The following is a 22,566-nucleotide window of genomic DNA, read 5'->3' on the forward strand; positions in this document are numbered from 1 at the left end:
CCGTTTTAATACTTTCAAAAAAACAACATAATGAAATCAAACGCTCTTTTAGGAAAACTCTATTTAATCCCGACCACAATGGGAGAATGTGACCCGATGGATGTTTTACCACAAACTGTAAAAAGAACGATTGATTTTATTGACTATTATATCGTTGAAAACGAAAAAACCGCCCGAAAATCAATCAAAGGAGTCAATCCTGAAAAAAAACAATCTGATTTAGTACTTTTTGCATTAAACAAACATACGGAAGCCAAAGAACATTTGGATTTTATCAAACCTTTGTTAGAAGGAAAAAACATGGGTTTAATGAGCGAAGCCGGTTGTCCCGGAGTTGCTGATCCCGGCGCTGTAATTGTTAAATTAGCACATGACCGAGGCATTCAGGTGATTCCATTAGTGGGTCCGTCTTCTATTTTATTAGCGATGATGGCATCTGGAATGAATGGTCAAAGTTTTACTTTTCATGGTTATTTACCAATAGAAAAAGACGAGAAAAGAGCGAGTTTCAAAAGCTTAGAAAGAACTTCTTTCGAAAAAAATCAATCTCAAATTTTCATCGAAACTCCCTATCGCAACAATAAATTACTGGAAGATTTAATCCAGACCTTACATCCTGAAACGCATTTGTGTATCGCCACAGATATTACTTTACCTACGGAATATATTAAGACAAAGAAAATTTCGGTCTGGAAAAAAGAAACGATTGATTTACATAAACGTCCTACTATTTTTATTATTCATAAAATGTAGTTTTTTTTAAACATATAAGTCATAGAAGTATTTTAGAAGTAATTAAAAAAAGAACATATTAAGCAAGTTTTTATAATCTAACTTGACTTATATAATCTATTCCCAACCTCCTTTTAAGTCAACAAGCTAAATAGCTTAAGTCAAAAAACTTATATGACTTATATGGTTTAAAAAACCAATATTATTTCATTCCTTCTTTTCCCAAACTCAAGCCATTTCCTTACTTTTAGCCTTTTAAAAAGTAAACAATGTCGAAACTTCCCAATATCACTACCAGTATTTTTACAGTCATGTCAAAAATGGCTATCGAATACAATGCTATTAATTTATCCCAAGGATTTCCAAATTTCCCTGTGGATGAAAAGCTAACAGCGATTGTAGCAAAATTGGCAAACGAAGACATTCATCAATATACTCCGATGGCGGGCTTTCCTCCGCTATTATCTAAAATCGCGACACTTGTTAAAGATTCGTACCAAAGAAATATTCTCCCGGAAACTGAAATTCTGGTTACCACCGGAGCAACCCAAGGTATTTTTACGAGCATTCAGGCATTGGTAGAAAATAATGACGAAGTTTTAATTTTAGATCCCAGTTATGATTGTTATGAAGCGCCTGTTTTATTGTGCAATGCAAAACCGGTTCGTGTTTCTTTAAATGAGGATTATACTCCCAATTGGGAAACCATCGAATCCGCTTGCTCAGAGAAAACTAAGATGATTATCATCAATAATCCACACAATCCAACAGGAAAAATTTTGACAGAAACCGATTTTGAAGCCTTGGAAAAGCTGTTGGAAAAATTCCCTCGCATCATTTTACTTTCTGACGAAGTCTACGAATACATTACTTTTGAACAAAAACACATTTCGATACATACCCGTAAATCACTTCGTAATCGTGCTGTAGTAGTTTCTTCTTTTGGAAAAACCTTTCACATTACAGGTTGGAAAATCGGCTATGTAGTTGCTCCCGAACATTTGATGAGAGAAATCAAAAAAGTACATCAATTTCTGGTTTTTAGTGTCAACAGTCTTTCTCAGGCTGCCATTAGCGAATATTTAGATATTGTTTCTGTTGTAGAAATCGGCGGTTTCTACCAACAAAAAAGAGATTATTTCAGACAATTATTATCCAAAAGCCGCTTCAAACTGTTACCCTGCGAAGGAACTTATTTCCAGGTAGTTTCATACGAAGACATTTCGAATGAAAACGATGTTGATTTTTGCAAACACTTAATCACCGAACACGGTGTCGCAGCCATTCCTATTTCTAATTTCTACGAAAATGGCAAAGATTTGCATTTAATTCGGTTTTGTTTTGCCAAAGACAATCCCACATTAGAAGAAGCGGCAAGAAGACTTTGTGCTATTTAGAGCTTTCTTTTTTGCTTGATCAAAAAAGAAACAAAAAAATCAAGTCTTGCGCTTCCTCGTCGGTCAAATTAGTTTTCGAATACTAAAAGAAAAGAACTCGCTGCGCTCAAACAACTTTTCTTTTTACGTATTCTTCAAACATTTGACACTCGACTGCGAAAGCTAAGAACATCAAAATACTTAAAATTATAATCAAAAACCAAATACAACAAATCTCTGATTTCGTATATTTACAATAAAACCGAATCAAAATGAACTTTAGCCAAAAAATGTTACGAGACGACGCCCTAAAAGGAAAAGTAATTGTTGTTACTGGTGGCGGTAGCGGACTTGGAAAATCGATGACCAAATATTTCCTGGAACTGGGTGCCAAAGTTGCCATCACTTCTCGTGATTTAGACAAACTCACAAAAACAGCTATCGAACTGGAATCCGAAACTGCTGGGATTTGTTTGCCTCTACAATGCGATGTCCGCAATTATGAAGAAGTCGAAAACATGTTACAACAAGTTATAAAGACTTTTGACAAAGTAGACATTTTACTCAACAACGCAGCCGGCAACTTCATCTCTCCTACCGAACGTTTATCGGCTAACGCCTTTGACACCATTATTGATATTGTTCTAAAAGGTACTAAAAACTGCACTCTGGCTTTTGGAAAATACTGGATTGACAGCAAGCAAACTTCAGCTACCGTTTTAAATATTGTGACCACTTATGCCTGGACAGGTTCTGCTTATGTTGTTCCCAGCGCCACTGCTAAGGCTGGTGTTCTTGCCATGACCCGAAGTCTGGCCGTAGAATGGGCTAAATATGGTATTCGTACCAATGCCATTGCACCGGGTCCATTTCCTACCAAAGGCGCCTGGGATCGATTACTTCCCGGAGATCTTGCCGAAAAATTTGACATGTCTAAAAAAGTTCCTCTCAAACGTGTAGGCGACCATCAGGAGTTGGCTAATTTAGCCGCTTATCTGGTTTCTGATTTTTCTGCCTATATAAATGGCGAAGTCGTGGTTATTGATGGTGGCGAATGGCTTAAAGGTGCCGGACAATTCAACATTCTGGAAGCCATTCCCGAAGAACTTTGGGATCAACTCGAAATGATGATTAAAGCGAAGAAGAATAAATAAACTTACATTATTTTTTAGGGCGTTACCCCACTTACACGCCACAGCACTCCCGGAACTTCTGGATAGCGGGGTCAGGCTGTACGCTATATCTTTTATTCCGCTACGCTACATAAAAGGATACCGCTTCCATCCTTAACGCGAGCACAACAACATTTTGATTTGAAATTGATTTTTTGAAATTGCCATTGAAAAACAGCCCACAGATTTTACGGACAAAACGGATTGACACGGATTTTACACAAACCACAGCCACACAGTTTGTTATTTCAAAGGAGGAAGGCTCGAGCGACAAGCGAAGCAAACTCCGCACTACTTTTTAATGTTTTTAATTAAAAAACGGAGTTATTTGTGAAGATTCCTCCTTCGTCGGAAGGACAAGATTGTGGATGTAAAAACTTAATTTTTTGTTTTACACAAACCGTAAGCCCCCAGTTTGTCATTCCGACTAAGGAGGAAACTCCGCAATAATTTTCAGAATTCAATATAAACACAAAAATTAGCAAAACACCATTTGTAAATAATTATTGATATATTTGAAAAATAATTAAACGCAATAAAACAGCGAAAAACAGCCCACAGATTTTACGGATAAAACGGATTGACACGGATTTTACACAAACCATAACCGAAGATATATTCAAAATAAAACATAAAAATAATTCTCTAAAATTGAATAGGAATGGGCTTCAGCCCATTTTATTAATAGAATCCAATGATGGCTTTAGCCAAAAGACAATAAAGCTTTGGCTAAAGCCTATATAAAAAAACATTCGCATCATCTGGCTAAAGCCAGACGCAATTCACACACTCCTGCAAACTCTTTACGGGTGGTTTCTAATAAACGTTCAGCTCCGCAAAGTTTGCAACCAAGACTTTGCGAAGCCAAAAAACAAAAAAACATATAAAAAATTGCTAAATAGTAACTTTTAAGTTACCTTTGAAAAATGAAAGTACGTGAAGTTATAGCTTACAAAAACTACTTTGAGGAATTTCTCTTGGAACAACCAAGAAAAGTCCAAGATAAAATATTTAAGATTATTGAAGCGATTGAAACTCTCGAACGCGTTCCATCCAATTATTTAAAATCAATGGAAGGAACTGATGGTCTTTATGAAGCAAGAATACAATTGGCTTCCAATATTTGGAGAGTTTTTTGTTTTTTCGATAACGGTAAACTTGTAATTCTCCTCAATGGCTTTCAAAAGAAAACGCAAAAAACTCCGAAAAACGAGATTGAAAAAGCGTTACGATTAATGAATCAGTATTATCAAGAAAAATCAAATAAAAATGGAAACTAAAAGCTGGAAAGAAATAAAAGATACTGTTTACGGAGAAAAAGGAACAGAAAGACGTGATGAATTAGATAGAGATTTTAGCGGTTTTAAAATTGGCTTACAATTAAAAAAAGCACGTGAAGAAAAGCATTTAACCCAAACCGAACTTGCTGAGCTCGTGGATAAAAAACGAGAATACATTTCACGTATAGAAAACAATGGAAGTAACTTGACTTTAAAAACCTTATATGATATTGTTGAAAAAGGTTTGGGAGGAAAAGTTACCATTCAGATTGAATTATAGAACATCTCCTCTGTTAAAAACCCGCTAACATTTCATCCCAAAACCAAAATATACTCCCAATTAAATTCCTATTTTTGTTGGGAAACAACAACAAAACCATTTTATGCTGATTATAGGAATTGCGGGCGGAACAGGAAGTGGAAAAACTACGGTCGTGCACCAAATCATGAATCAATTGCCTGATGCCGAAGTGGGCGTTATTTCTCAGGATTCTTATTATAAAAAAACGACTAATCTTAGTTATGACGAACGTGCGTTAATCAATTTTGATCATCCCAGAGCCATCGATTTTGATTTATTAGTTTCTCATTTACAGGAACTCAAAGCTGGCAAAACCATTCATCAGCCCATATATTCTTTTATAACCCATAACCGGACGGAAGACAGCATCAGCACGCATCCCAGGAAGGTAATGATTGTAGAAGGCATATTAATTTTGGCACATCCGGAATTAAGGGATTTATTTGATATCAAAATATTTGTACATGCTGATGCAGACGAAAGGCTGATTAGACGATTAAAAAGAGATATTGCGGAGCGTGGACGGGATATGGATGAAGTTTTAAACCGTTATCAGCAAACCTTAAAACCCATGCACGAACAATTTATAGAACCAACAAAAGCGTTTGCCGATGTCATTATCCCAAACAATAAATACAACACTGTAGCCATAGACATGCTTCGCACGGTAATAAATCAAAAAATTCTATAATTTTATTGTATTTTTATAAAACACACTAAAATAGTAATGCGTTTTACTTTTATCTAAGCTGATTTTAGTTTAACCTGACATATAAAACAACTAATGAAGAATCCCTATAAAGACAAAGGCTGGTTTAAATTTTTAAGCAACAAATACATGTGGTCCTTATCGTTTTTTGCCGTATGGATGTTATTTTTAGACAACTACTCATATTTTGATCACCGCGTCTTGGACAATCAAATTGAAGAATTAGAAGATAATAAAACCTATTATCAGGAAGAAATTAAAAAAGACGAAGCACAAATCAAACAGCTTAAAAATCCAGAACAAATAGAAAAATATGCCCGTGAAAAATACTATATGAAAAAAGATAGTGAGGACATTTACATCATCGAATTTGAAGGTGACACCATTGAAAAAAAGCAATAAATTATTAACTTTCGTGGGGTTTGCTCAGAACTAAAAAAAAAATCTGTGTAATCTGTGTAATCTGTGGTAAAAAGCAGAAGCAAAGCTTCAAAAAATCAAACTAAAAATGGCTACTAATTTATTCGAAGATTTCGACCCGATTTCATCAAAACAATGGAAACAAAAAATCCAGTTTGAGCTTGATGGAGCTGATTATAACGAAACTTTAGTTTGGAATTCACCGGAAGACATAAAAGTAAAACCCTTTTATCATCGGGATGATTTTAGCAAAACCACAACAGCCGCCACAAATGCATCTCAGTTTAAAATTTGCCAGAACATTTTTGTTTTTGATGTCGAAAAATCGGCAGAAAGAGCCTTGGATACTTTAAAAAGAGGAGCTGAAAGTTTACGGTTTACCATCGAAAATGAATCGGTAGACATCCAAAAACTACTAGAAAAATTGCCATTGGAAAACACGCCCATCCATTTTGACCTGAAATTTTTATCAGTTGATTTTATTTCGAAAACAAATAAAATAGCGGAACAAAAAAAAGCTCCTATCTTTTACAATCTGGATCCAATTGGGCAATTAGCGAAAGAAGGGAATTGGTTTACTGCCAAAGAAAAAAACAATTTCGAAACACTACAAATTCTTTCTAAAAATACTCGCGAGAGCTCATTAATTAGCATTAATTCGGCTTTGTATCAAAATGCTGGAGCGAATATCGTCCAGCAAATTGCCTACAGTCTGGCTCACGCCAATGAATATTTGAACCGGATTCCAACAATTCATCAAGCTATAGTTTTTGAAGTTGCCGTAGGAAGTAATTATTTTTTTGAGATTGCCAAATTACGTGCCTTACGCTTATTATTTCAATTGATTGCAAAAGAATATTACCACGACAGCAATTGTCATATTTTAGTAACGCCAACAAAACGCAACAAAACACTGTATGACTACAATATGAATATGTTGCGTACCACGACCGAATGTATGTCAGGAATTATGGGTGGAGCAGATACTATTGCCAACTTGCCTTATGATGCCATTTATCATAAAAACAATGAATTTGGTGATCGGATAGCCCGAAATCAATTACTGATTTTGAAAAACGAAAGCTATTTTGACAAGGTAAACAATCCTGCTGATGGCAGTTATTATATCGAAACGCTAACACAACAACTAGCCGATAAAGCGTTGACGCTATTTAAAGAAATAGAAGCCAATGGCGGATTTTTAAAGCAATTGAATGACGGAATTATCAAAAGAAAAATTCAGGAAAGTGCGGATAAGGAACAACTGCTTTTTGATTCTGGCAAAGAAATTCTTATTGGAACCAATAAATATTCAAATCCAAAAGATAAAATGAAAGAGCAGATTGAATTGTATCCTTTTGTAAAAATAAAACCCCGAAAAACTTTGATTACACCTATTATTGAAAAACGACTGGCTGAGAAATCAGAACAAGAAAGACTGGCTTCGGAATAATTCAGTACTCCAAAAATAAATTTGCAAAAAGCATCAAAATGATTCGAAAAGACCTCAGACATATCCAGCTTAACAATCAAAAATCCGAAGACAATTCTGGCTTTGAAGTTGCTTTTGCAAAAGAAAAAACAGAAACTATCCAACCTAATTTTGTTACAGCCGAAGGAATCAGACTCCAACAAAATTATTCAGAAAAAGACATTCAAGATTTGGAACATCTGGACTTTGCTGCTGGATTTCCTCCATTTCTTCGTGGGCCATACACTACGATGTATGTTCAAAAACCTTGGACAATTCGTCAATATTCAGGTTTTTCCACTGCCGAAGAAAGCAATGCGTTTTACAGAAAAAACATTCATGCAGGACAAGAAGGGCTTTCTATTGCTTTTGATTTAGCAACCCATCGCGGCTACGATTCGGATCACGAGCGCGTGGCAGGCGATGTTGGAAAAGCAGGAGTTGCCATTGATACGGTAGAAGATTTTAAGATCTTATTTGACCAAATTCCATTGGATAAAATGTCGGTTTCCATGACTATGAATGGAGCGGTTTTACCCATTATGGCATTTTATATTGTTGCAGCCGAAGAACAAGGTGTGAAACCCGAACAGCTTTTAGGAACTATTCAAAATGATATTCTTAAGGAATTTATGGTTCGTAATACCTATATCTATCCGCCTGAGGCTTCTATGAAAATAACGGCTGCTATCTTTGAATATACCAGCAAAAAAATGCCGAAATTCCATTCGATATCCATATCAGGATATCATATGCAAGAAGCAGGAGCTACCGCCGATATCGAATTGGCGTACACTCTTGCCGATGGATTAGAATATGTGAGAACAGGACTTTCAACCGGAATGAAAATCGATGAATTTGCTCCGAGATTGTCTTTTTTCTGGGGAATCGGAATGAATCATTTTATGGAGATTGCTAAAATGAGAGCTGCAAGAATGATTTGGACGAAACTGATTAAAGAATTCAATCCAAAAAACAATAAATCACTCACTTTAAGAACCCATTGCCAGACTAGTGGCTGGAGTTTAACCGCTCAGGATCCTTTTAACAATGTAGCCCGAACTTGTATTGAAGCTTCGGCGGCAGTTTTTGGAGGAACACAATCGCTACATACCAATGCATTAGACGAAGCAATGGCATTACCCAGCGATTTTTCAGCAGGAATAGCCCGAAATACCCAATTGTTTTTATTAGAAGAAACAAAAATCAGTAAAACGGTCGATCCGTGGGCAGGTAGCTATTATGTGGAAAGTTTAACGCATGAAATTGCCCAAAGAGCCTGGAAACTAATCGAAGAAATAGAAACCCTGGGCGGCATGACCAAAGCATTAGCAACCGGAATTCCTAAATTAAGAATCGAAGAAGCGGCAGCCAGAAAGCAAGCACGTATTGACAGCGATCAGGACATAATTGTGGGCGTGAATAAATTTCAAGCCAAAAAAGAAGTACCTTTAAATATTCTGGACATCGATATTGAAAAAGTCAGAAACCAGCAATTAGAGCGACTTAATCAGGTTAAAGCCAAACGAAATACTTTAAAAGTACAAGAAGCTTTAGATAAAATAACTCTTTGTGCTCAAACGGGAACGGGAAATTTACTGGAATTAGCCATTGAAGCTGCCCGTGAAAGAGCCACTTTAGGCGAAATCAGTCAGGCATTAGAAACCATTTTTGGAAGACATAAAGCGCAAATTAAATCTTTTAGCGGTGTGTATAGTAAAGAAATCAAAGACAATAAAAGTTTTGAAAAAGCAAGACAACTAGCCGATATTTTTGCAAAGCAAGAAGGTCGCAGGCCGCGAATAATGGTTGCAAAAATGGGACAGGACGGACACGACAGAGGTGCAAAAGTTGTTGCTACAGCATTTGCCGACATTGGTTTTGACGTAGATATAGGCCCACTTTTTCAAACAGCTGCCGAAACTGCCAAACAGGCCATGGAAAATGATGTTCATATTCTGGGTATTTCATCTCTTGCTGCAGGACACAAAACATTAGTTCCTCAGGTGATTGAAGAGCTTAAGAAATATGGACGTGAAGACATTATGGTTGTAGTAGGCGGAGTGATTCCAACGCAGGATTATCAATATCTTTTTGATTCCGGTATCGCAGCTGTTTTTGGTCCGGGAACCAATATTAGCAAAATTGCAGTAAAAATCCTGAGCTTGTTTATTAACGAAGAATCATAAAAAAAACCATTTGCCTGATAACAAATGGTTTCTTTTTTTTTTAAAGCGAAACTACTGCGTTTACATTAGGTTCGATAAACGAAGTGTCATAGCCACCAAAAGCTTTTAAGTAACTCCTTATCGAAGTTCCGTAAGCATCTTTAATTTGTCTTTTTCCGTTATTTTTAAAGTATCTTTTTACGGAACCTGCGCCACCAAGATGTGCAGCTGCTAAAATTCCTGATTCTGTTATTAAAACGCCGTTCACAACTTTTCCGTCGTATTTTTCAATAACATCCTTTAAAATGAATTTATTTTTAGATAATAAAGCAACAAAGGCTTTTTCCTGAAGTTTCGGACTTTTTAAGAATTTATCGGTATCATGAATACCTATAGATCTTAAAGTTTCATTTCCGAATTGATATTTTCCTAAATATCCTAATGAATTTACTTTCTTATACTTGTTTTGAGATTCTCTGAATCCTAAGGCTTCTTTAAAACCAATGAATAAATTTCCGGTAAAAGGAATATTCAAACTTGTATAATCTTCTTGTTTGACAGATGGAAATAAGTAGGGAATTCCATTATCATTCTTTCTCAAAAACCACTCTTTTGTATCTAATTTTAGTGGTTTAAAACTGTAACTTAAAAAAGCTATAATTACAGTTAAACTGGTGTAAAAATACCATTTTTTTATCATAAATTGTTTTTCTTCTAAACCTGTCACGTCCAGAAATTTCTGCATGCAAAGATACAACTTTTTTCACAAAGCTGTAAATCAAGTCGTTAAAGTTTGTTAAAAATAGAAAACGTGTCCCTTAAAGCCCTCGTTAGCCGAGTATTCGATAGTAGGAGCGGGAATTTTTAAAACAGAAAAAACAGAAAAAAATGTCTTTAAAAAATGTGATTTTGTCTTAATTTTCGTTAGATCCAAATCTAAACTGAGATAAAATTGTCTGGATCGGGATGGATTTTCATTAAGAAAAAAGAAGGATTTTTCAGCTGCTCCACTAAGCATTCCGTCAGCACCATAACCAACAGCAATATTTAAAATTTCAGGGATTTTTGAGTCTTTAAAAAATGATTTTAAATTGGCAGACAACCAATAGGTTTGACCATTGTAATCTTTTAGAATTTGTTCGGTAAAATTGCTTCCCAAAACTTCAGGTCGGTATTTTGCATATCGGGTAGTGTGAAAAGAAAATTTGGGAGTAATACGCTGCTCTTTCCACAATAATTCCTGTGAAATGTACAAAGCCGTTCCGCTTGCATTAGCAATAACATCTCCTGAAGATGCTCCCCACTCTGACGAAAAACCATCTAAAACCTCAACAGCTGTTAAAAATGCAAATCCCATACCTGCACCATACAGTAATTGCTCTTTACGGCTAGCACCACTCCATTGCAGTATTTCACTGGAAATTCGCCCCAAATGATAGGAGGAATACAGGTGCCCTGCTTTATCCATTTGAAACCAATCCTTATTATCATTTGTAAAATGAAACTTAGATCGGGGATAATCAGCATACCATAATTGGTTTAAACCTACCAAAGCTGTAGCCGAAACAACAGCTTCAGACAAGAGAACAAGGTTTTTTCTGCTGGAATTTAAAGTATCCGAAGGTTTTAAAAAACGTTCTGTACCGTTTTGCGCCAGACAATTAGAAACTAGAAAAAGCAGGTAAAAAAATATACTATTTTTAAAATTCAAAACTATCTTTTAACTCCTTGTGCGTTAATCCAGTTAGAATATTTTTTAGCATTTACATTATGCTCCTGCAAAGTAGCCGCAAATTCATGGTAACCAAAGCGATCCACAGAAGCACAGAAATAGATAAAATCATGTTTTTCAGGATTTAAAACAGCTTCCAGTGCTGTAATATCCGGCATGGCGATAGGTCCCGGAGGAAGCCCAACGACTTTATAGGTATTATAAGGTGAATTCAAAAACAAGTCATTGTAAAACACTCTTTTGATGACCTGATTAAAATCGTTGTCGTTTTTCTTTTTAGCATAAATCACTGTAGGATCAGCCTGAAGAGGCATTCCTAATCGCAATCTGTTTAAATAAACACCGGCAATTCTGGGTCTTTCGTCTTTTTTAACAGATTCCTTGTGTACAATAGAAGCTAAGACAGTAGCTTCCACAGCCGTAAAACCTTGTTTTTTAGCTTTTGACACTCGTTCCTCATTCCAGAAATTACGGTATTCCTTAATCATTTTATCTCTAAACTTTACTGCTGAAGTGTTCCAATACACTTCATAAGTATTAGGGATAAACATCGCCAAAACGTTTTCCTCAGTAAATCCATTTTCTTTTAAAAAGACAGAATCTTTAAAGGCGTTAAGCAAGGAAACGCTGTCGGCTTCAATTTGAGAACCTACACGACCGGCAAGATTTTCTACACGTTCCTGATTATTAAAAGCTAATTTTACCGGTACATTAGAACGCATGGATTTAACTAATTCGTAACTATTCATTCCTTTAGTTAACAGAAAACGTCCTGATTTTACATTCTCAGGATAATTCATCTTGTTAGCTACCATTTCAAAACGATCCACATTAGTAACATACACCGCCATGGAATCTAATACCTGCTGGTATGTCGCATCCGTTGGAACATGAACATATACCTCGTCTTCAAAAAACTTGGTATTGCTTGAAAATATTTGTGAAATTAGAACAAAACCATAAATAATCAATCCCGAAATAATGGCAATAGCAGCGATTGAAATAATTTTTTTTGGAGTCAAAATTATAAATTTAAAATTGTTGATTAATTAACTGATAGATGGCTTCGTCTTGATATACTCCGTTACTAAAGTTCCAATCTTTTTTTACACCTATACATTCAAAGCCAAATTTAGTAAAAAGTGCTTTACTTGCTTCGTTTTCTATGCCAATATTTGCATATAATTGATGTAAATTTAGATGCTTAAAAGAGTAAGCAATCAATAAACTTAAAGCTTCTGAACCTATTTTCAGATTTCTTTTAGCAACATCCTGAATAAGAATTCCCACTCCGGCTCTGTTATTCTTGGGGTCAAAGTCAAACAGATCAATTAATCCCAACGCCGGAAAATCTTCATCCTGACAAATGGCTAATCGCAATTGTTTCGCTTCATAAATATCCTGATGGGCATTTTCAAGATATTGCCTAATCAAAAACCGGCTGTAAGGAGTTTGTGTATTACTTACTTCCCAAATGCTTTGATCGTTTTCCATAATGTAGATGAATTCTAAGTCATTAGGCTCCAGTGCACGTAAATAAATAGAATCCCCTTTTAATGTTATCATTGGAAAGTAAGTATTTGTATAAAACTATATTTCGATTGTTCCTTCAAACACAAATTTGGCAGGACCGTTCAGGAAAACATTGATATATTTATCTCCTTCTTTTTCAAAAGAAACTGATAATTTACCACCTTCAACATTCATATTAATAGCTGTTGAATTGGTTTGTCCAATGGCATTCATGGCAATCGCAGCCGCTGTTGCTCCGGTTCCGCAAGCTAAAGTTTCATCTTCTACTCCACGTTCATAAGTACGAAGTGCAAAAGTGGTATCGTCTATTTTTTTTACAAAATTGATATTGCTTCCCGCTTTACCATATAAATCGCCATAGCGAATAGCAGCACCGTTTTCCTTTACATCATAATTTTCTAAATCATCAACTAACTGTATGTGATGTGGTGAACCTGTATTTAGAAAACTATAATCAGTAGTCGTTTTTATACCATCAACATCAATCATTTGCAAAGAAACAATACCGTCCTGACTAACCGAAGCATGATGCAATCCATCAACAGCGTTGAAAGAAGTTGTATCTCCAATAACATTTAATTGTTTTGCAAAGGCCACTAAACATCTTCCGCCATTCCCGCACATGGTACTTTGATTCCCATCTGAATTGTAATACACCATCTTAAAATCAGTTTTGGCATCATTTTCGAGTAGTATAAGTCCATCAGCTCCAATACCAAATCGTCTGTCACAAAGACGTTCTATTAAAGCTGTATCCTCTTTGGGGAAAAATTCAGAACGATTATCAATCATCACAAAATCGTTTCCTGTACCTTGGTATTTATAAAATTGTATACGCATTATTTCTAATTAAGTTTTACAAAAGTACGAACTATTAATGAAATGTTAATCATTGTTAAACAGCGTTAAAGTGTTTTTTAACATTCAAATTTCGCTTTAATTTTACTTAACAAATAACACTAAAAACGATCTCTATTATGAAACAATTTTCAAATCTGTTTTTTGTAGCACTACTTAGTGGAGCTACAACTTTGGGGGCATACAAATTACTATTTGACGACAATGGTTATTTTTCGAATGATAAAAAAACAATAACAACACTTGCCTCTGACAATTACACTAAAAGAGTGGGATTATCATCGGATGTTCTTGATTTTACAGAAGCTGCAGATAAAACCATTCATAGTGTTGTTCACGTAAAAAATGTTTCTTACCATAAAGTAAGCAATCCGATGCTGGAGTTTTTCTATGGTTATAAAGGCGGACAGTCTCAGGAACAGGTAGGAACCGGATCAGGAGTTATCATTTCAGAAGACGGTTATATTGTTACTAATAATCACGTAATCCGAGATGCTTCGGAAATTGAGATTACTTTAAACAATAAAAAATCATATAAAGCAGAGCTTATTGGAACCGATTCTAAAATGGATATTGCTTTGCTGAAAATTGATGCCGATGAGAAATTACCTTACACTCCTTTTGGGAATTCTGACGATGTAAAAGTAGGTGAATGGGTTCTTGCAGTAGGAAATCCGTACAATCTGACCTCAACCGTGACGGCAGGAATTGTTTCGGCAAAAGCCAGAAACTTAGGAACCGACGGTATCCAGTCTTTCATACAAACTGATGCTGCAGTAAATCCGGGAAATAGTGGTGGTGCATTAGTTAATACCCGTGGTGATTTAATTGGAATTAATACCATGATCACGTCGATGACGGGTTCTTATGTAGGTTATTCTTTTGCAGTTCCTTCTAACATTACCCGAAAAATAATTGAAGACATTATGGAATACGGTAACGTTCAACGTGGAATTTTAGGCGTTACAGGAGGCGAATTGAATGCAATGGCTTCCAAAGAATTAGGAATAAAACAAACAGAAGGTTTTTACATTAAAGATGTTCAAAAAAATTCCGGTGCTGAGAAATCCGGGTTAAAAAAAGGAGATGTAATTGTAAAAATTGACAATCGTAATATTGCCACTTTTGCGGATCTTTCCGGTTATATCAATACCAAGAGACCTAATGACAAAGTTGCCGTAACGATTATCAGAGACGGAGAAAACAAAACAATTCCGGTAACTTTAAGCAAAAATGAATTCGTTAGTGTTGAATTTAAAGGTATGGAATTAGAAAATATTTCAGCCACTGACAAAAAGAAATTCAAGGTGGATTATGGTGTGAAAATTAAATCCATCAACAACGACAACTTAAGAGAATATACAGATGAATTAGTCGGAAATATTATATTGAGCATTGATAATATAAAAGCTACAGATGTTGAAGGTGTCTCTAAATTTTTAAACAACAAAGACGAAAGACAAAGCGTCCGAATAGAAATGGTAAATAAAAACGGAGAAATTATTCGTATCATTATCTAATATATCATTCCTCATTTTCTTAAATAAAGCCAGTAAATTTATCCTTACTGGCTTTATTTTTATATAATCCCTTTGATAAGAAGAAACAAAAAGACTTCATAAAACTCAATGTAAGTTGGAGTTTTAAATACCACTAACACTTGTTATTTCTTTGTACTTTCCGTTGGGTGTAATTAGTTTTTGATGATAATTTTTCGTCAGTTTGAATGATTCCGCTTTCAGGGTTCTATCGAAAATAAGAAAAATTTCATTGAAAACGGTTCTCGAACTGATGCTTTTAATTACACCCAACAAGTTTGGACTTAATAATTTATAAGCATAAAAAAAACGCTTCAGAAAAAGCGTTTTTTTATCTATTATCGAATTTAAAACTTGGGTCAAATTATAATACTCTATTAATCTGAGTAACTCTTTTACTGTAATATTTCTCTTTTATGGACGAAATAATAACTCCTCCGCCTACCGATGCATGAATAAATTTAATATCACCATCGCCTACTTCGACTACCATTCCTACGTGATTAATCTGACTACGACCATTGGTCTTAAAAAAGATTAAATCCCCTTTCTGAGCCTCATCATTATTCACTTTTACTCCATATTGAGACTGTTCAAAAGAAGTTCTTGGCAGTTGAATATCAAATGCTCCAAAAGTAGTACACATCAAGCCGGAACAATCAAATCCATCCTTAGTTGTCCCTCCTGTTCTGTAGCGAACACCTATGTTTTCAGAAGCTGTAGCTACTAATTGGTCTACAAAATCTGCATTATAAAGTGGTTTCACTACATATTCAGATTCTTTTTTATTTACACCTTCTTCAGTAAAATCAAACTTTTTAGGTGTTTTGACATTTGATTTTTGCGTTCGAATGGTTAATTTCTCCCCTATCAAAAGTCGATTGGCTATTTTAGGATTTTGATTTTCTAATTCTTTTACTGTAATCCCGTATTCTTTTGCAATTCCGTATTTTGTTTCTTTAGCTAAAACTTCATGATTTACTTCAATTTCAGTATCCAATGAAGGTTTTTGTTCACTTTCAACAATTGGAGAAACCTCGTTTTTAACTTCATTAACATTTTTTTCCACCTCTTTTTTCAGAGTAGGAATTACTATTTTCTGTCCAATTCTTAATGCTTGTATTTCTAATATTGGATTGGCTTTTTGAATATCAGACACTGAAACTCCATACTCCTTTGCGATACCATACAGCGTTTCTTTAGCCAAAACTTCTTTCAGCACATTTTCTGTTGTATGAAGATCAACCCGCTTATCGTTATCTTTCTTTTCCTGGATATTGGGGATTTCTTTGTTGGGGATTTCTTTTTGAATGCTTGTTACCGGTTTATCATTTGTTTCCTGAACAGCTACAGTAATCGAACTGCCCACACGAAGCCCTTTTTTCTTTAATAACGGATTCAAATTATACAAATCAGCCACTTTAACACCATATTGCTTAGCAATTCCATATAAAGTTTCTTTAGCCATAACAAGGTGTTGTTTTGGCGCAGGCTCAGAAATATTACTAGTATTAGTCGCTAAATTTTCATTTTTATCGGCAACAGATGGCACTAATAAAATTTCTTCAAATTTTATTCCGTCCTTAGCATTTGGGTTAATTGCATAAATTTGGGCAGCATCTACATGATATTGTTGCGCGATTTTAAAAACAGTTTCCCCCTTAGCCACTACATGCTGAATGTGTTTTTCCTGAGAAAAAGTATTCCAACTGCTAAATGAAAGAAAGATTAAAATCCAAAAATTACACCTCATAAAATCGTTTTGAATAATTCTTAATCTATTGTATTGTTTAAAACTAAGAATTAAACAAATAGATAAAAAAACTGCATAGCTGATTATTAAATTTTTACGAAAGCGAATTTAACGTTTTAATGATAAGAATCCCAATTTTTAACACCACTTTAAACTATTTTTTGCATTAAAACCAAAAAAAAGCGCCTTGTAAATACAAAGCGCCTGAAAATTTTAAATTTTAAACGTTTTATTCATTTGCTTCAGCAGCAATTAAATTCAATGCTGAACCCGCTACAAACCAGCCTATCTGACTTGCATTGTAAGTATGGTTAGCCAGAATACTATCTTTAGAACCATCAGCATGAACAAATTCTATCGTTAATGGTTTTCCCGGAGCAAAATCAACTAAATCAATAAAATTAATAGTATCATCTTCCTGAATTTTATCATAATCATTCTCATCAGCAAATGTCAACCCTAAAAGACCTTGTTTTTTAAGATTGGTTTCGTGGATACGGGCAAATGATTTAACCAATACCGCTTTAACCCCTAAGAAGCGTGGTTCCATTGCAGCATGCTCACGAGAAGAACCTTCGCCATAATTATGATCTCCAATCACAACCGAAGGAACTCCTGCGGCTTTGTATGCACGAGCAACGGCCGGAACAGCATCATAAATCCCGGTGATTTGATTTTTAACAGCATTTGTTTTCTGGTTGAATGCATTTACAGCACCAATCAGCATATTATTCGAAATATTATCTAAATGCCCACGGAAACGCAACCAGGGTCCCGCCATAGAAATGTGGTCAGTAGTACATTTTCCAAAAGCTTTAATTAGCAATTTAGCCCCTGAAATATTTTTACCGTCCCATGGCTCAAAAGGAGCCAATAATTGCAATCTGTCCGAGTCCGGATTAACTGCTATCTGAACCGCAGAACCATCTTCGGCCGGAGCCTGAAAACCTGCATCCTCCACATCAAATCCTCTTTTTGGCAATTCATCTCCAAATGGAGCTGTCAGCTTCACTTCTTCACCATTATCATTCAACAAAGTATCAGTCAAAGGATTGAAATCTAATCTTCCGGCAATAGCTAATGCAGCAACCATTTCCGGTGAAGTTACAAAAGCATGCGTATTTGGGTTACCATCAGCTCTTTTGGAGAAGTTTCGATTAAAAGAGTGAACAATTGTATTTTTTTCTTGTTTATCAGCACCTGCTCTATCCCATTGTCCGATACATGGTCCACAAGCATTTGTAAATACTTTAGTTCCCATTTTTTCAAAAGCAGCTATCATACCATCTCTTTCGATAGTATAACGAATTTGCTCTGAACCCGGATTGATACCAAACTCTGCTTTTGGCGAAATACCATGTTCCACCGCTTGATTTACAATAGATACCGCACGAGCCATATCTTCATAAGAAGAGTTAGTACAGGAACCAATTAATCCCCATTCTACTTTTAAAGGCCATCCGTTAGCCTCTGCTTCCGCTTTCATTTTAGAAACCGGAGTACCTCTGTCAGGAGTAAAAGGTCCATTAATATGCGGCTCTAATTCTGAAAGATTAATTTCAATAAGCTGATCAAAATATTTTTCCGGATTAGCATAGACTTCAGCATCTCCTGTTAAGTAATCAGCTACTTCATCAGCCGCATCAACCACATCCTGACGACCTGTTGCCGATAAATATCTTCTCATGGAATCATCGTACCCAAAAGTAGAAGTTGTGGCTCCAATTTCGGCACCCATATTACAAATTGTACCTTTACCAGTACAAGACATACTAGTAGCACCTTCACCAAAATATTCAACAATAGCACCTGTTCCTCCTTTTACAGTAAGAATATCAGCTACTTTTAAGATCACATCTTTTGGCGCTGTCCAACCGGATAACTTACCCGTTAATTTTACACCTATTAATTTAGGAAATTTCAATTCCCATCCCATTCCTGACATTACATCTACTGCATCGGCTCCACCAACACCAATAGCTAACATTCCTAATCCTCCTGCATTTACAGTATGAGAATCAGTACCAATCATCATTCCTCCGGGAAATGCATAATTTTCCAAAACAATCTGATGAATAATTCCTGAGCCTGGTTTCCAGAATCCAATTCCATATTTATTAGAAACTGATGACAAGAAATCAAAAACCTCTTTAGATTGTGTATTTGCTAAAGCTAAATCAGATTTCGCCCCGTTTTTAGCTAAAATAAGGTGATCACAATGCACTGTTGTTGGAACAGCTACTGTTTTCTTTCCGGCATGCATAAATTGCAACAAAGCCATTTGAGCCGTTGCATCCTGACACGCTACCCTATCAGGAGCAAAATCAACATAATCAACTCCTCTTCCATAAGCTTGCTTAGCAGTACCATCCCAAAGATGACTGTATAGAATTTTCTCTGTTAAAGTAAGTGGGCGACCAACTATTTTACGTGCTGCATCAACACGAGTAGTCATGCCGGCATACACCTTTTTAATCATTTCGATATCAAATGCCATAAGATTTATTGTTTTTTTTATATTATTTTTTTTGACATCACAATATACGAAAAATAGAGTAGTTATAAAAAAAAGCCTGAGCAATAAACTCAGGCTTTTTGATATATTTAACAGATATTCAATTATTATTTGACTAATAACTTATGAGAAGGTGCAAACTTAGTTAAGTTGATTCCATCTACTGCTGTTTTATACTCTTCAATTGTTGGAGTTCTACCAAGGATTGTAGACAATACTACAACTGGTGTAGAAGAAAGTAATGACTCACCTTTTTTACCTTCGGCATCCTCAACAACTCTTCCTTGGAAAAGACGTGTAGAAGTTGCCATTACAGTATCTCCTTTAGCCGCTTTTTCCTGGTTACCCATACAAAGATTACAACCTGGACGCTCTAAGTACAACATATTTTCGTATGAAGTACGTGCTGCACCTTTTGGAGCATCATCATTAAATTCGAAACCAGAATATTTTTGTAAAATTTCCCAATCCCCTTCTGCTTTTAATTCATCAACAATATTATAAGTAGGAGGAGCAACAACTAATGGTGCTTTAAACTCTACTTTACCTTCTTGCTCATCAATATTTTTAAGCATGTGAGCCAGAATTTTCATATCTCCTTTGTGAACCATACAAGATCCGATAAATCCAAGATCTACTTTTTTAACTCCTCCATAGAAAGAAAGAGGTCTGATAGTATCGTGCGTATATCTTTTAGAAACATCTGCATTATTAACATCCGGATCTGCAATCATTGGTTCAGCTATCTGATCTAAATCTACAACCACTTCTGCGTAATATTTAGCGTTTGCATCTGGTCTTAAAGCTGGTTTTTCACCTGATTTAATTTCAGCAATTCTCTTATCAGCAATGGCAATCAATCCTTTAAGAACCTGGTTTTTATTGTCCATTCCTTTGTCAATCATGATCTGGATTCTACCTTTTGCCATCTCTAGAGATTCGATCAAAGTATCATCTTCAGAAATACAGATAGAAGCTTTTGCTTTCATTTCAGCAGTCCAGTCTGTAAATGTAAATGCCTGATCTGCATTAAGAGTCCCTAAGTGAACCTCAATAATTCTTCCCTGGAATACATTCTCTCCACCAAATGTTTTTAGCATCTGAGCTTGTGTAGCATGAACTACATCACGGAAATCCATGTATCCTTTCATGTCTCCTTTGAAAGTTACCTTCACAGATTCCGGAATTGGCATAGAAGCCTCACCCGTAGCCAATGCAAGAGCAACAGTTCCTGAATCAGCACCAAAAGCAACACCTTTAGACATTCTGGTATGAGAATCACCACCAATAATGATAGCCCATTCATTTACAGTAATATCATTCAACACTTTGTGAATAACATCCGTCATGGAGTGATAAACACCTTTAGGGTCACGAGCTGTGATTAAACCGAAATCATTCATAAATTTCATCAATCTAGGAATATTAGCCTTAGACTTATTATCCCAAACCGAAGCAGTGTGACAACCTGATTGGTAAGCACCATCAACAATTGGAGAAATCACAGTAGCAGCCATAGACTCTAATTCCTGTGAAGTCATCAAACCAGTTGTATCCTGAGAACCAACAATATTTACAGTAACACGAACATCAGAACCAGCGTGTAAAATTTTACCCGGAGTTGTTCCAACCGCATTTGCATTGAATATTTTTTCTACAGCCGTAAGACCTTGTCCTTCAATAGAAACCTCTTTTGAAGGAGCATATACTGGAAGAATATCAATACCAAGTGTTTTTGAAGCAAATGTTTGTAATTTTTTTCCAAATACAATTGCGTAAGAACCACCTGCTTTTATAAATTCAATTTTCTGAGGTGTAAATGCCTTAGAAATATCAATTAATTCTTTATCTCCGTTGTAAAGTTTCTTAGTTTTTGTATTAATAGTAAGAACAGTACCTGTAGCAACAGAGTAAACTTCCTCTAAAATAGGATCACCACTTTCGTTAAGAAGAGGTTTTCCGTTTTCGTCCAATTTTTTTACCCAGTTTTTAAGGTCAAGACCAATACCACCAGTAACATCAACAGTTGTTAGGAAAATTGGAGAAATTCCATTTGTTCCTGCAACAATTGGAGCAATATTAATAAATGGAACATAAGGACTTGCTTGTTTTCCTGTCCAAAGTGCCACGTTGTTTACACCTGACATTCTTGAAGAACCTACACCCATAGTTCCTTTTTCAGCAATTAACATTACGCTTTTATCAGGATGTGCTTCTCTCAAGGCTTTAATTTCAGCCTGAGCTTCAGGAGAAATTAAACATTTTCCATGCAATTCACGATCTGAACGAGAGTGTGCCTGATTTCCCGGAGAAAGTAAATCAGTTGAAATATCTCCTTCACCAGCAATATAGGTTATTACCTTAATTTCTTCAGCAATTTCAGGTAGTTTAGTAAAAAACTCAGCCTTAGCGTAGCTTTCCAGAATAGCTGCAGCAATTTCGTTTCCGTTTTTGAAAGCTTCAGCTAAACGATCGGTATCTGCTTCATAAAGATAAACTTGTGTTTTCAAAACTTCCGCAGCTTGTTTAGCAATTGCAACATCATTACCTAAAGCTAAATCAAGTAGAACTTTTATAGAAGTTCCACCTTTCATGTGTGATAATAACTCTAAAGCAAAAGCAGGTGTAATTTCAGCAACTACTGATTGACCCAGAACGATTTCTTTTAAAAAATTAGCTTTAAGATTTGCAGCAGGAGTAGTTCCAGGAACAACATTGTAAATAAAAAAGTTAAGAGAATCTGCTCTATACTCATTATTCAAATCTTTAATTTGCTCAATGATTTCGCTTAATAATTCAGCACCATCAATTGGCTTTGGGTTAAGCCCCTGTACTTTTCGTTCTTCAATCTCTTGGATATAATCCTTATAAGTATTCATAATAGAAATCTTTTCAATGTTAAAGGCCAATTACTTTGAAATTCTCAATGCAAAAGCCATAATACCTAGCTGTTTTTTTTATTTGTGGCGCAAATTTAGTTATTTATGCCGAGATTTAAAAAAATTTTA

Annotated in this window: 19 protein-coding genes; 11 read left to right on the plus strand and 8 right to left on the minus strand. The window is 35.4% G+C overall.

Going from position 1 to position 22,566, the window contains the following annotated elements; all coding sequences use genetic code 11:
- Nucleotides 1-30: 30 nt before the first annotated feature.
- The 10 genes from BUB89_RS00715 (at nucleotide 31) to scpA (ending at nucleotide 9,650) form a co-directional block, all read left to right on the plus strand.
- A complete protein-coding gene (locus BUB89_RS00715; protein WP_073240889.1) occupies nucleotides 31-753 on the plus strand; it encodes an SAM-dependent methyltransferase in 723 nt (240 codons plus the stop codon).
- Nucleotides 754-1,001: 248 nt separating this feature from the next.
- A complete protein-coding gene (locus BUB89_RS00720; protein ID WP_073240891.1) occupies nucleotides 1,002-2,129 on the plus strand; it encodes a methionine aminotransferase in 1,128 nt (375 codons plus the stop codon).
- A 251-nt stretch (nucleotides 2,130-2,380) separates the two neighbouring features.
- On the plus strand, nucleotides 2,381-3,262 hold the full coding sequence (locus tag BUB89_RS00725) for an SDR family oxidoreductase (RefSeq protein ID WP_073240893.1): 882 nt from the start codon (nucleotides 2,381-2,383) through the stop codon (nucleotides 3,260-3,262).
- Nucleotides 3,263-4,005: 743 nt separating this feature from the next.
- On the plus strand, nucleotides 4,006-4,167 hold the full coding sequence (locus tag BUB89_RS18060) for a hypothetical protein (RefSeq protein WP_159434565.1): 162 nt from the start codon (nucleotides 4,006-4,008) through the stop codon (nucleotides 4,165-4,167).
- Between the two features lie 39 nt (nucleotides 4,168-4,206).
- Nucleotides 4,207-4,560 (plus strand): type II toxin-antitoxin system RelE/ParE family toxin, encoded by a 354-nt coding sequence (locus BUB89_RS00730; RefSeq protein ID WP_073240895.1) that lies wholly within the window; start codon nucleotides 4,207-4,209, stop codon nucleotides 4,558-4,560.
- A complete protein-coding gene (locus BUB89_RS00735) occupies nucleotides 4,550-4,840 on the plus strand; it encodes a helix-turn-helix transcriptional regulator (RefSeq protein WP_073240897.1) in 291 nt (96 codons plus the stop codon). Before BUB89_RS00730 ends, BUB89_RS00735 begins: the two co-directional genes overlap by 11 nt.
- A 103-nt stretch (nucleotides 4,841-4,943) precedes the next feature.
- Nucleotides 4,944-5,552 carry a uridine kinase gene (gene udk / locus BUB89_RS00740; RefSeq protein ID WP_073240899.1) on the plus strand — a complete coding sequence of 203 codons (609 nt, stop codon included), beginning with the start codon at nucleotides 4,944-4,946 and terminating at the stop codon, nucleotides 5,550-5,552.
- Between the two features lie 93 nt (nucleotides 5,553-5,645).
- Nucleotides 5,646-5,972: an FtsB family cell division protein gene (locus BUB89_RS00745; RefSeq protein WP_073240901.1), complete on the plus strand. Its 327-nt coding sequence runs from the start codon at nucleotides 5,646-5,648 to the stop codon at nucleotides 5,970-5,972.
- 106 nt (nucleotides 5,973-6,078) lie between these two features.
- Nucleotides 6,079-7,443, plus strand: a complete 1,365-nt coding sequence (locus BUB89_RS00750) for a methylmalonyl-CoA mutase subunit beta (RefSeq protein WP_073240903.1) — start codon at nucleotides 6,079-6,081, stop codon at nucleotides 7,441-7,443.
- 38 nt (nucleotides 7,444-7,481) lie between these two features.
- Nucleotides 7,482-9,650: a methylmalonyl-CoA mutase gene (scpA, locus tag BUB89_RS00755; protein WP_073240905.1), complete on the plus strand. Its 2,169-nt coding sequence runs from the start codon at nucleotides 7,482-7,484 to the stop codon at nucleotides 9,648-9,650.
- 40 nt (nucleotides 9,651-9,690) lie between these two features.
- Here scpA and BUB89_RS00760 read toward each other — a convergent pair whose 3' ends face one another.
- From BUB89_RS00760 to dapF, 5 genes are all read right to left on the minus strand, one after another.
- Nucleotides 9,691-10,329, minus strand: a complete 639-nt coding sequence (locus tag BUB89_RS00760) for a peptidoglycan-binding protein LysM (protein WP_083552450.1) — start codon at nucleotides 10,327-10,329, stop codon at nucleotides 9,691-9,693.
- 96 nt (nucleotides 10,330-10,425) lie between these two features.
- On the minus strand, nucleotides 10,426-11,340 hold the full coding sequence (locus tag BUB89_RS00765; RefSeq protein WP_073240909.1) for a DUF2279 domain-containing protein: 915 nt from the start codon (nucleotides 11,338-11,340) through the stop codon (nucleotides 10,426-10,428).
- 2 nt (nucleotides 11,341-11,342) lie between these two features.
- Nucleotides 11,343-12,383: an endolytic transglycosylase MltG gene (gene mltG, locus BUB89_RS00770; RefSeq protein WP_073240911.1), complete on the minus strand. Its 1,041-nt coding sequence runs from the start codon at nucleotides 12,381-12,383 to the stop codon at nucleotides 11,343-11,345.
- Nucleotides 12,384-12,393: 10 nt separating this feature from the next.
- Nucleotides 12,394-12,927, minus strand: coding sequence for a GNAT family N-acetyltransferase (locus BUB89_RS00775; protein ID WP_073240913.1), 534 nt, complete (start codon nucleotides 12,925-12,927; stop codon nucleotides 12,394-12,396).
- Between the two features lie 24 nt (nucleotides 12,928-12,951).
- A complete protein-coding gene (dapF, locus tag BUB89_RS00780) occupies nucleotides 12,952-13,734 on the minus strand; it encodes a diaminopimelate epimerase (RefSeq protein ID WP_073240915.1) in 783 nt (260 codons plus the stop codon).
- Nucleotides 13,735-13,871: 137 nt separating this feature from the next.
- On the opposite strand from dapF, the gene BUB89_RS00785 reads away from it, so the two are divergent.
- A complete protein-coding gene (locus BUB89_RS00785; protein ID WP_073240917.1) occupies nucleotides 13,872-15,272 on the plus strand; it encodes a Do family serine endopeptidase in 1,401 nt (466 codons plus the stop codon).
- A gap of 382 nt (nucleotides 15,273-15,654) precedes the next feature.
- Here the strand turns inward: BUB89_RS00785 and BUB89_RS00795 are convergent, their stop codons facing one another.
- From BUB89_RS00795 to BUB89_RS00805, 3 genes are all read right to left on the minus strand, one after another.
- On the minus strand, nucleotides 15,655-17,043 hold the full coding sequence (locus BUB89_RS00795) for a C40 family peptidase (protein ID WP_073240921.1): 1,389 nt from the start codon (nucleotides 17,041-17,043) through the stop codon (nucleotides 15,655-15,657).
- Between the two features lie 229 nt (nucleotides 17,044-17,272).
- Nucleotides 17,273-19,540, minus strand: a complete 2,268-nt coding sequence (locus tag BUB89_RS00800; RefSeq protein ID WP_073240923.1) for an aconitate hydratase — start codon at nucleotides 19,538-19,540, stop codon at nucleotides 17,273-17,275.
- 125 nt (nucleotides 19,541-19,665) lie between these two features.
- Nucleotides 19,666-22,437 (minus strand): bifunctional aconitate hydratase 2/2-methylisocitrate dehydratase, encoded by a 2,772-nt coding sequence (locus BUB89_RS00805; RefSeq protein ID WP_073241800.1) that lies wholly within the window; start codon nucleotides 22,435-22,437, stop codon nucleotides 19,666-19,668.
- Between the last annotated feature and the right edge of the window lie 129 nt (nucleotides 22,438-22,566).

It is taken from the genome of Flavobacterium flevense, assembly GCF_900142775.1.
GTDB lineage: Bacteria > Bacteroidota > Bacteroidia > Flavobacteriales > Flavobacteriaceae > Flavobacterium > Flavobacterium flevense.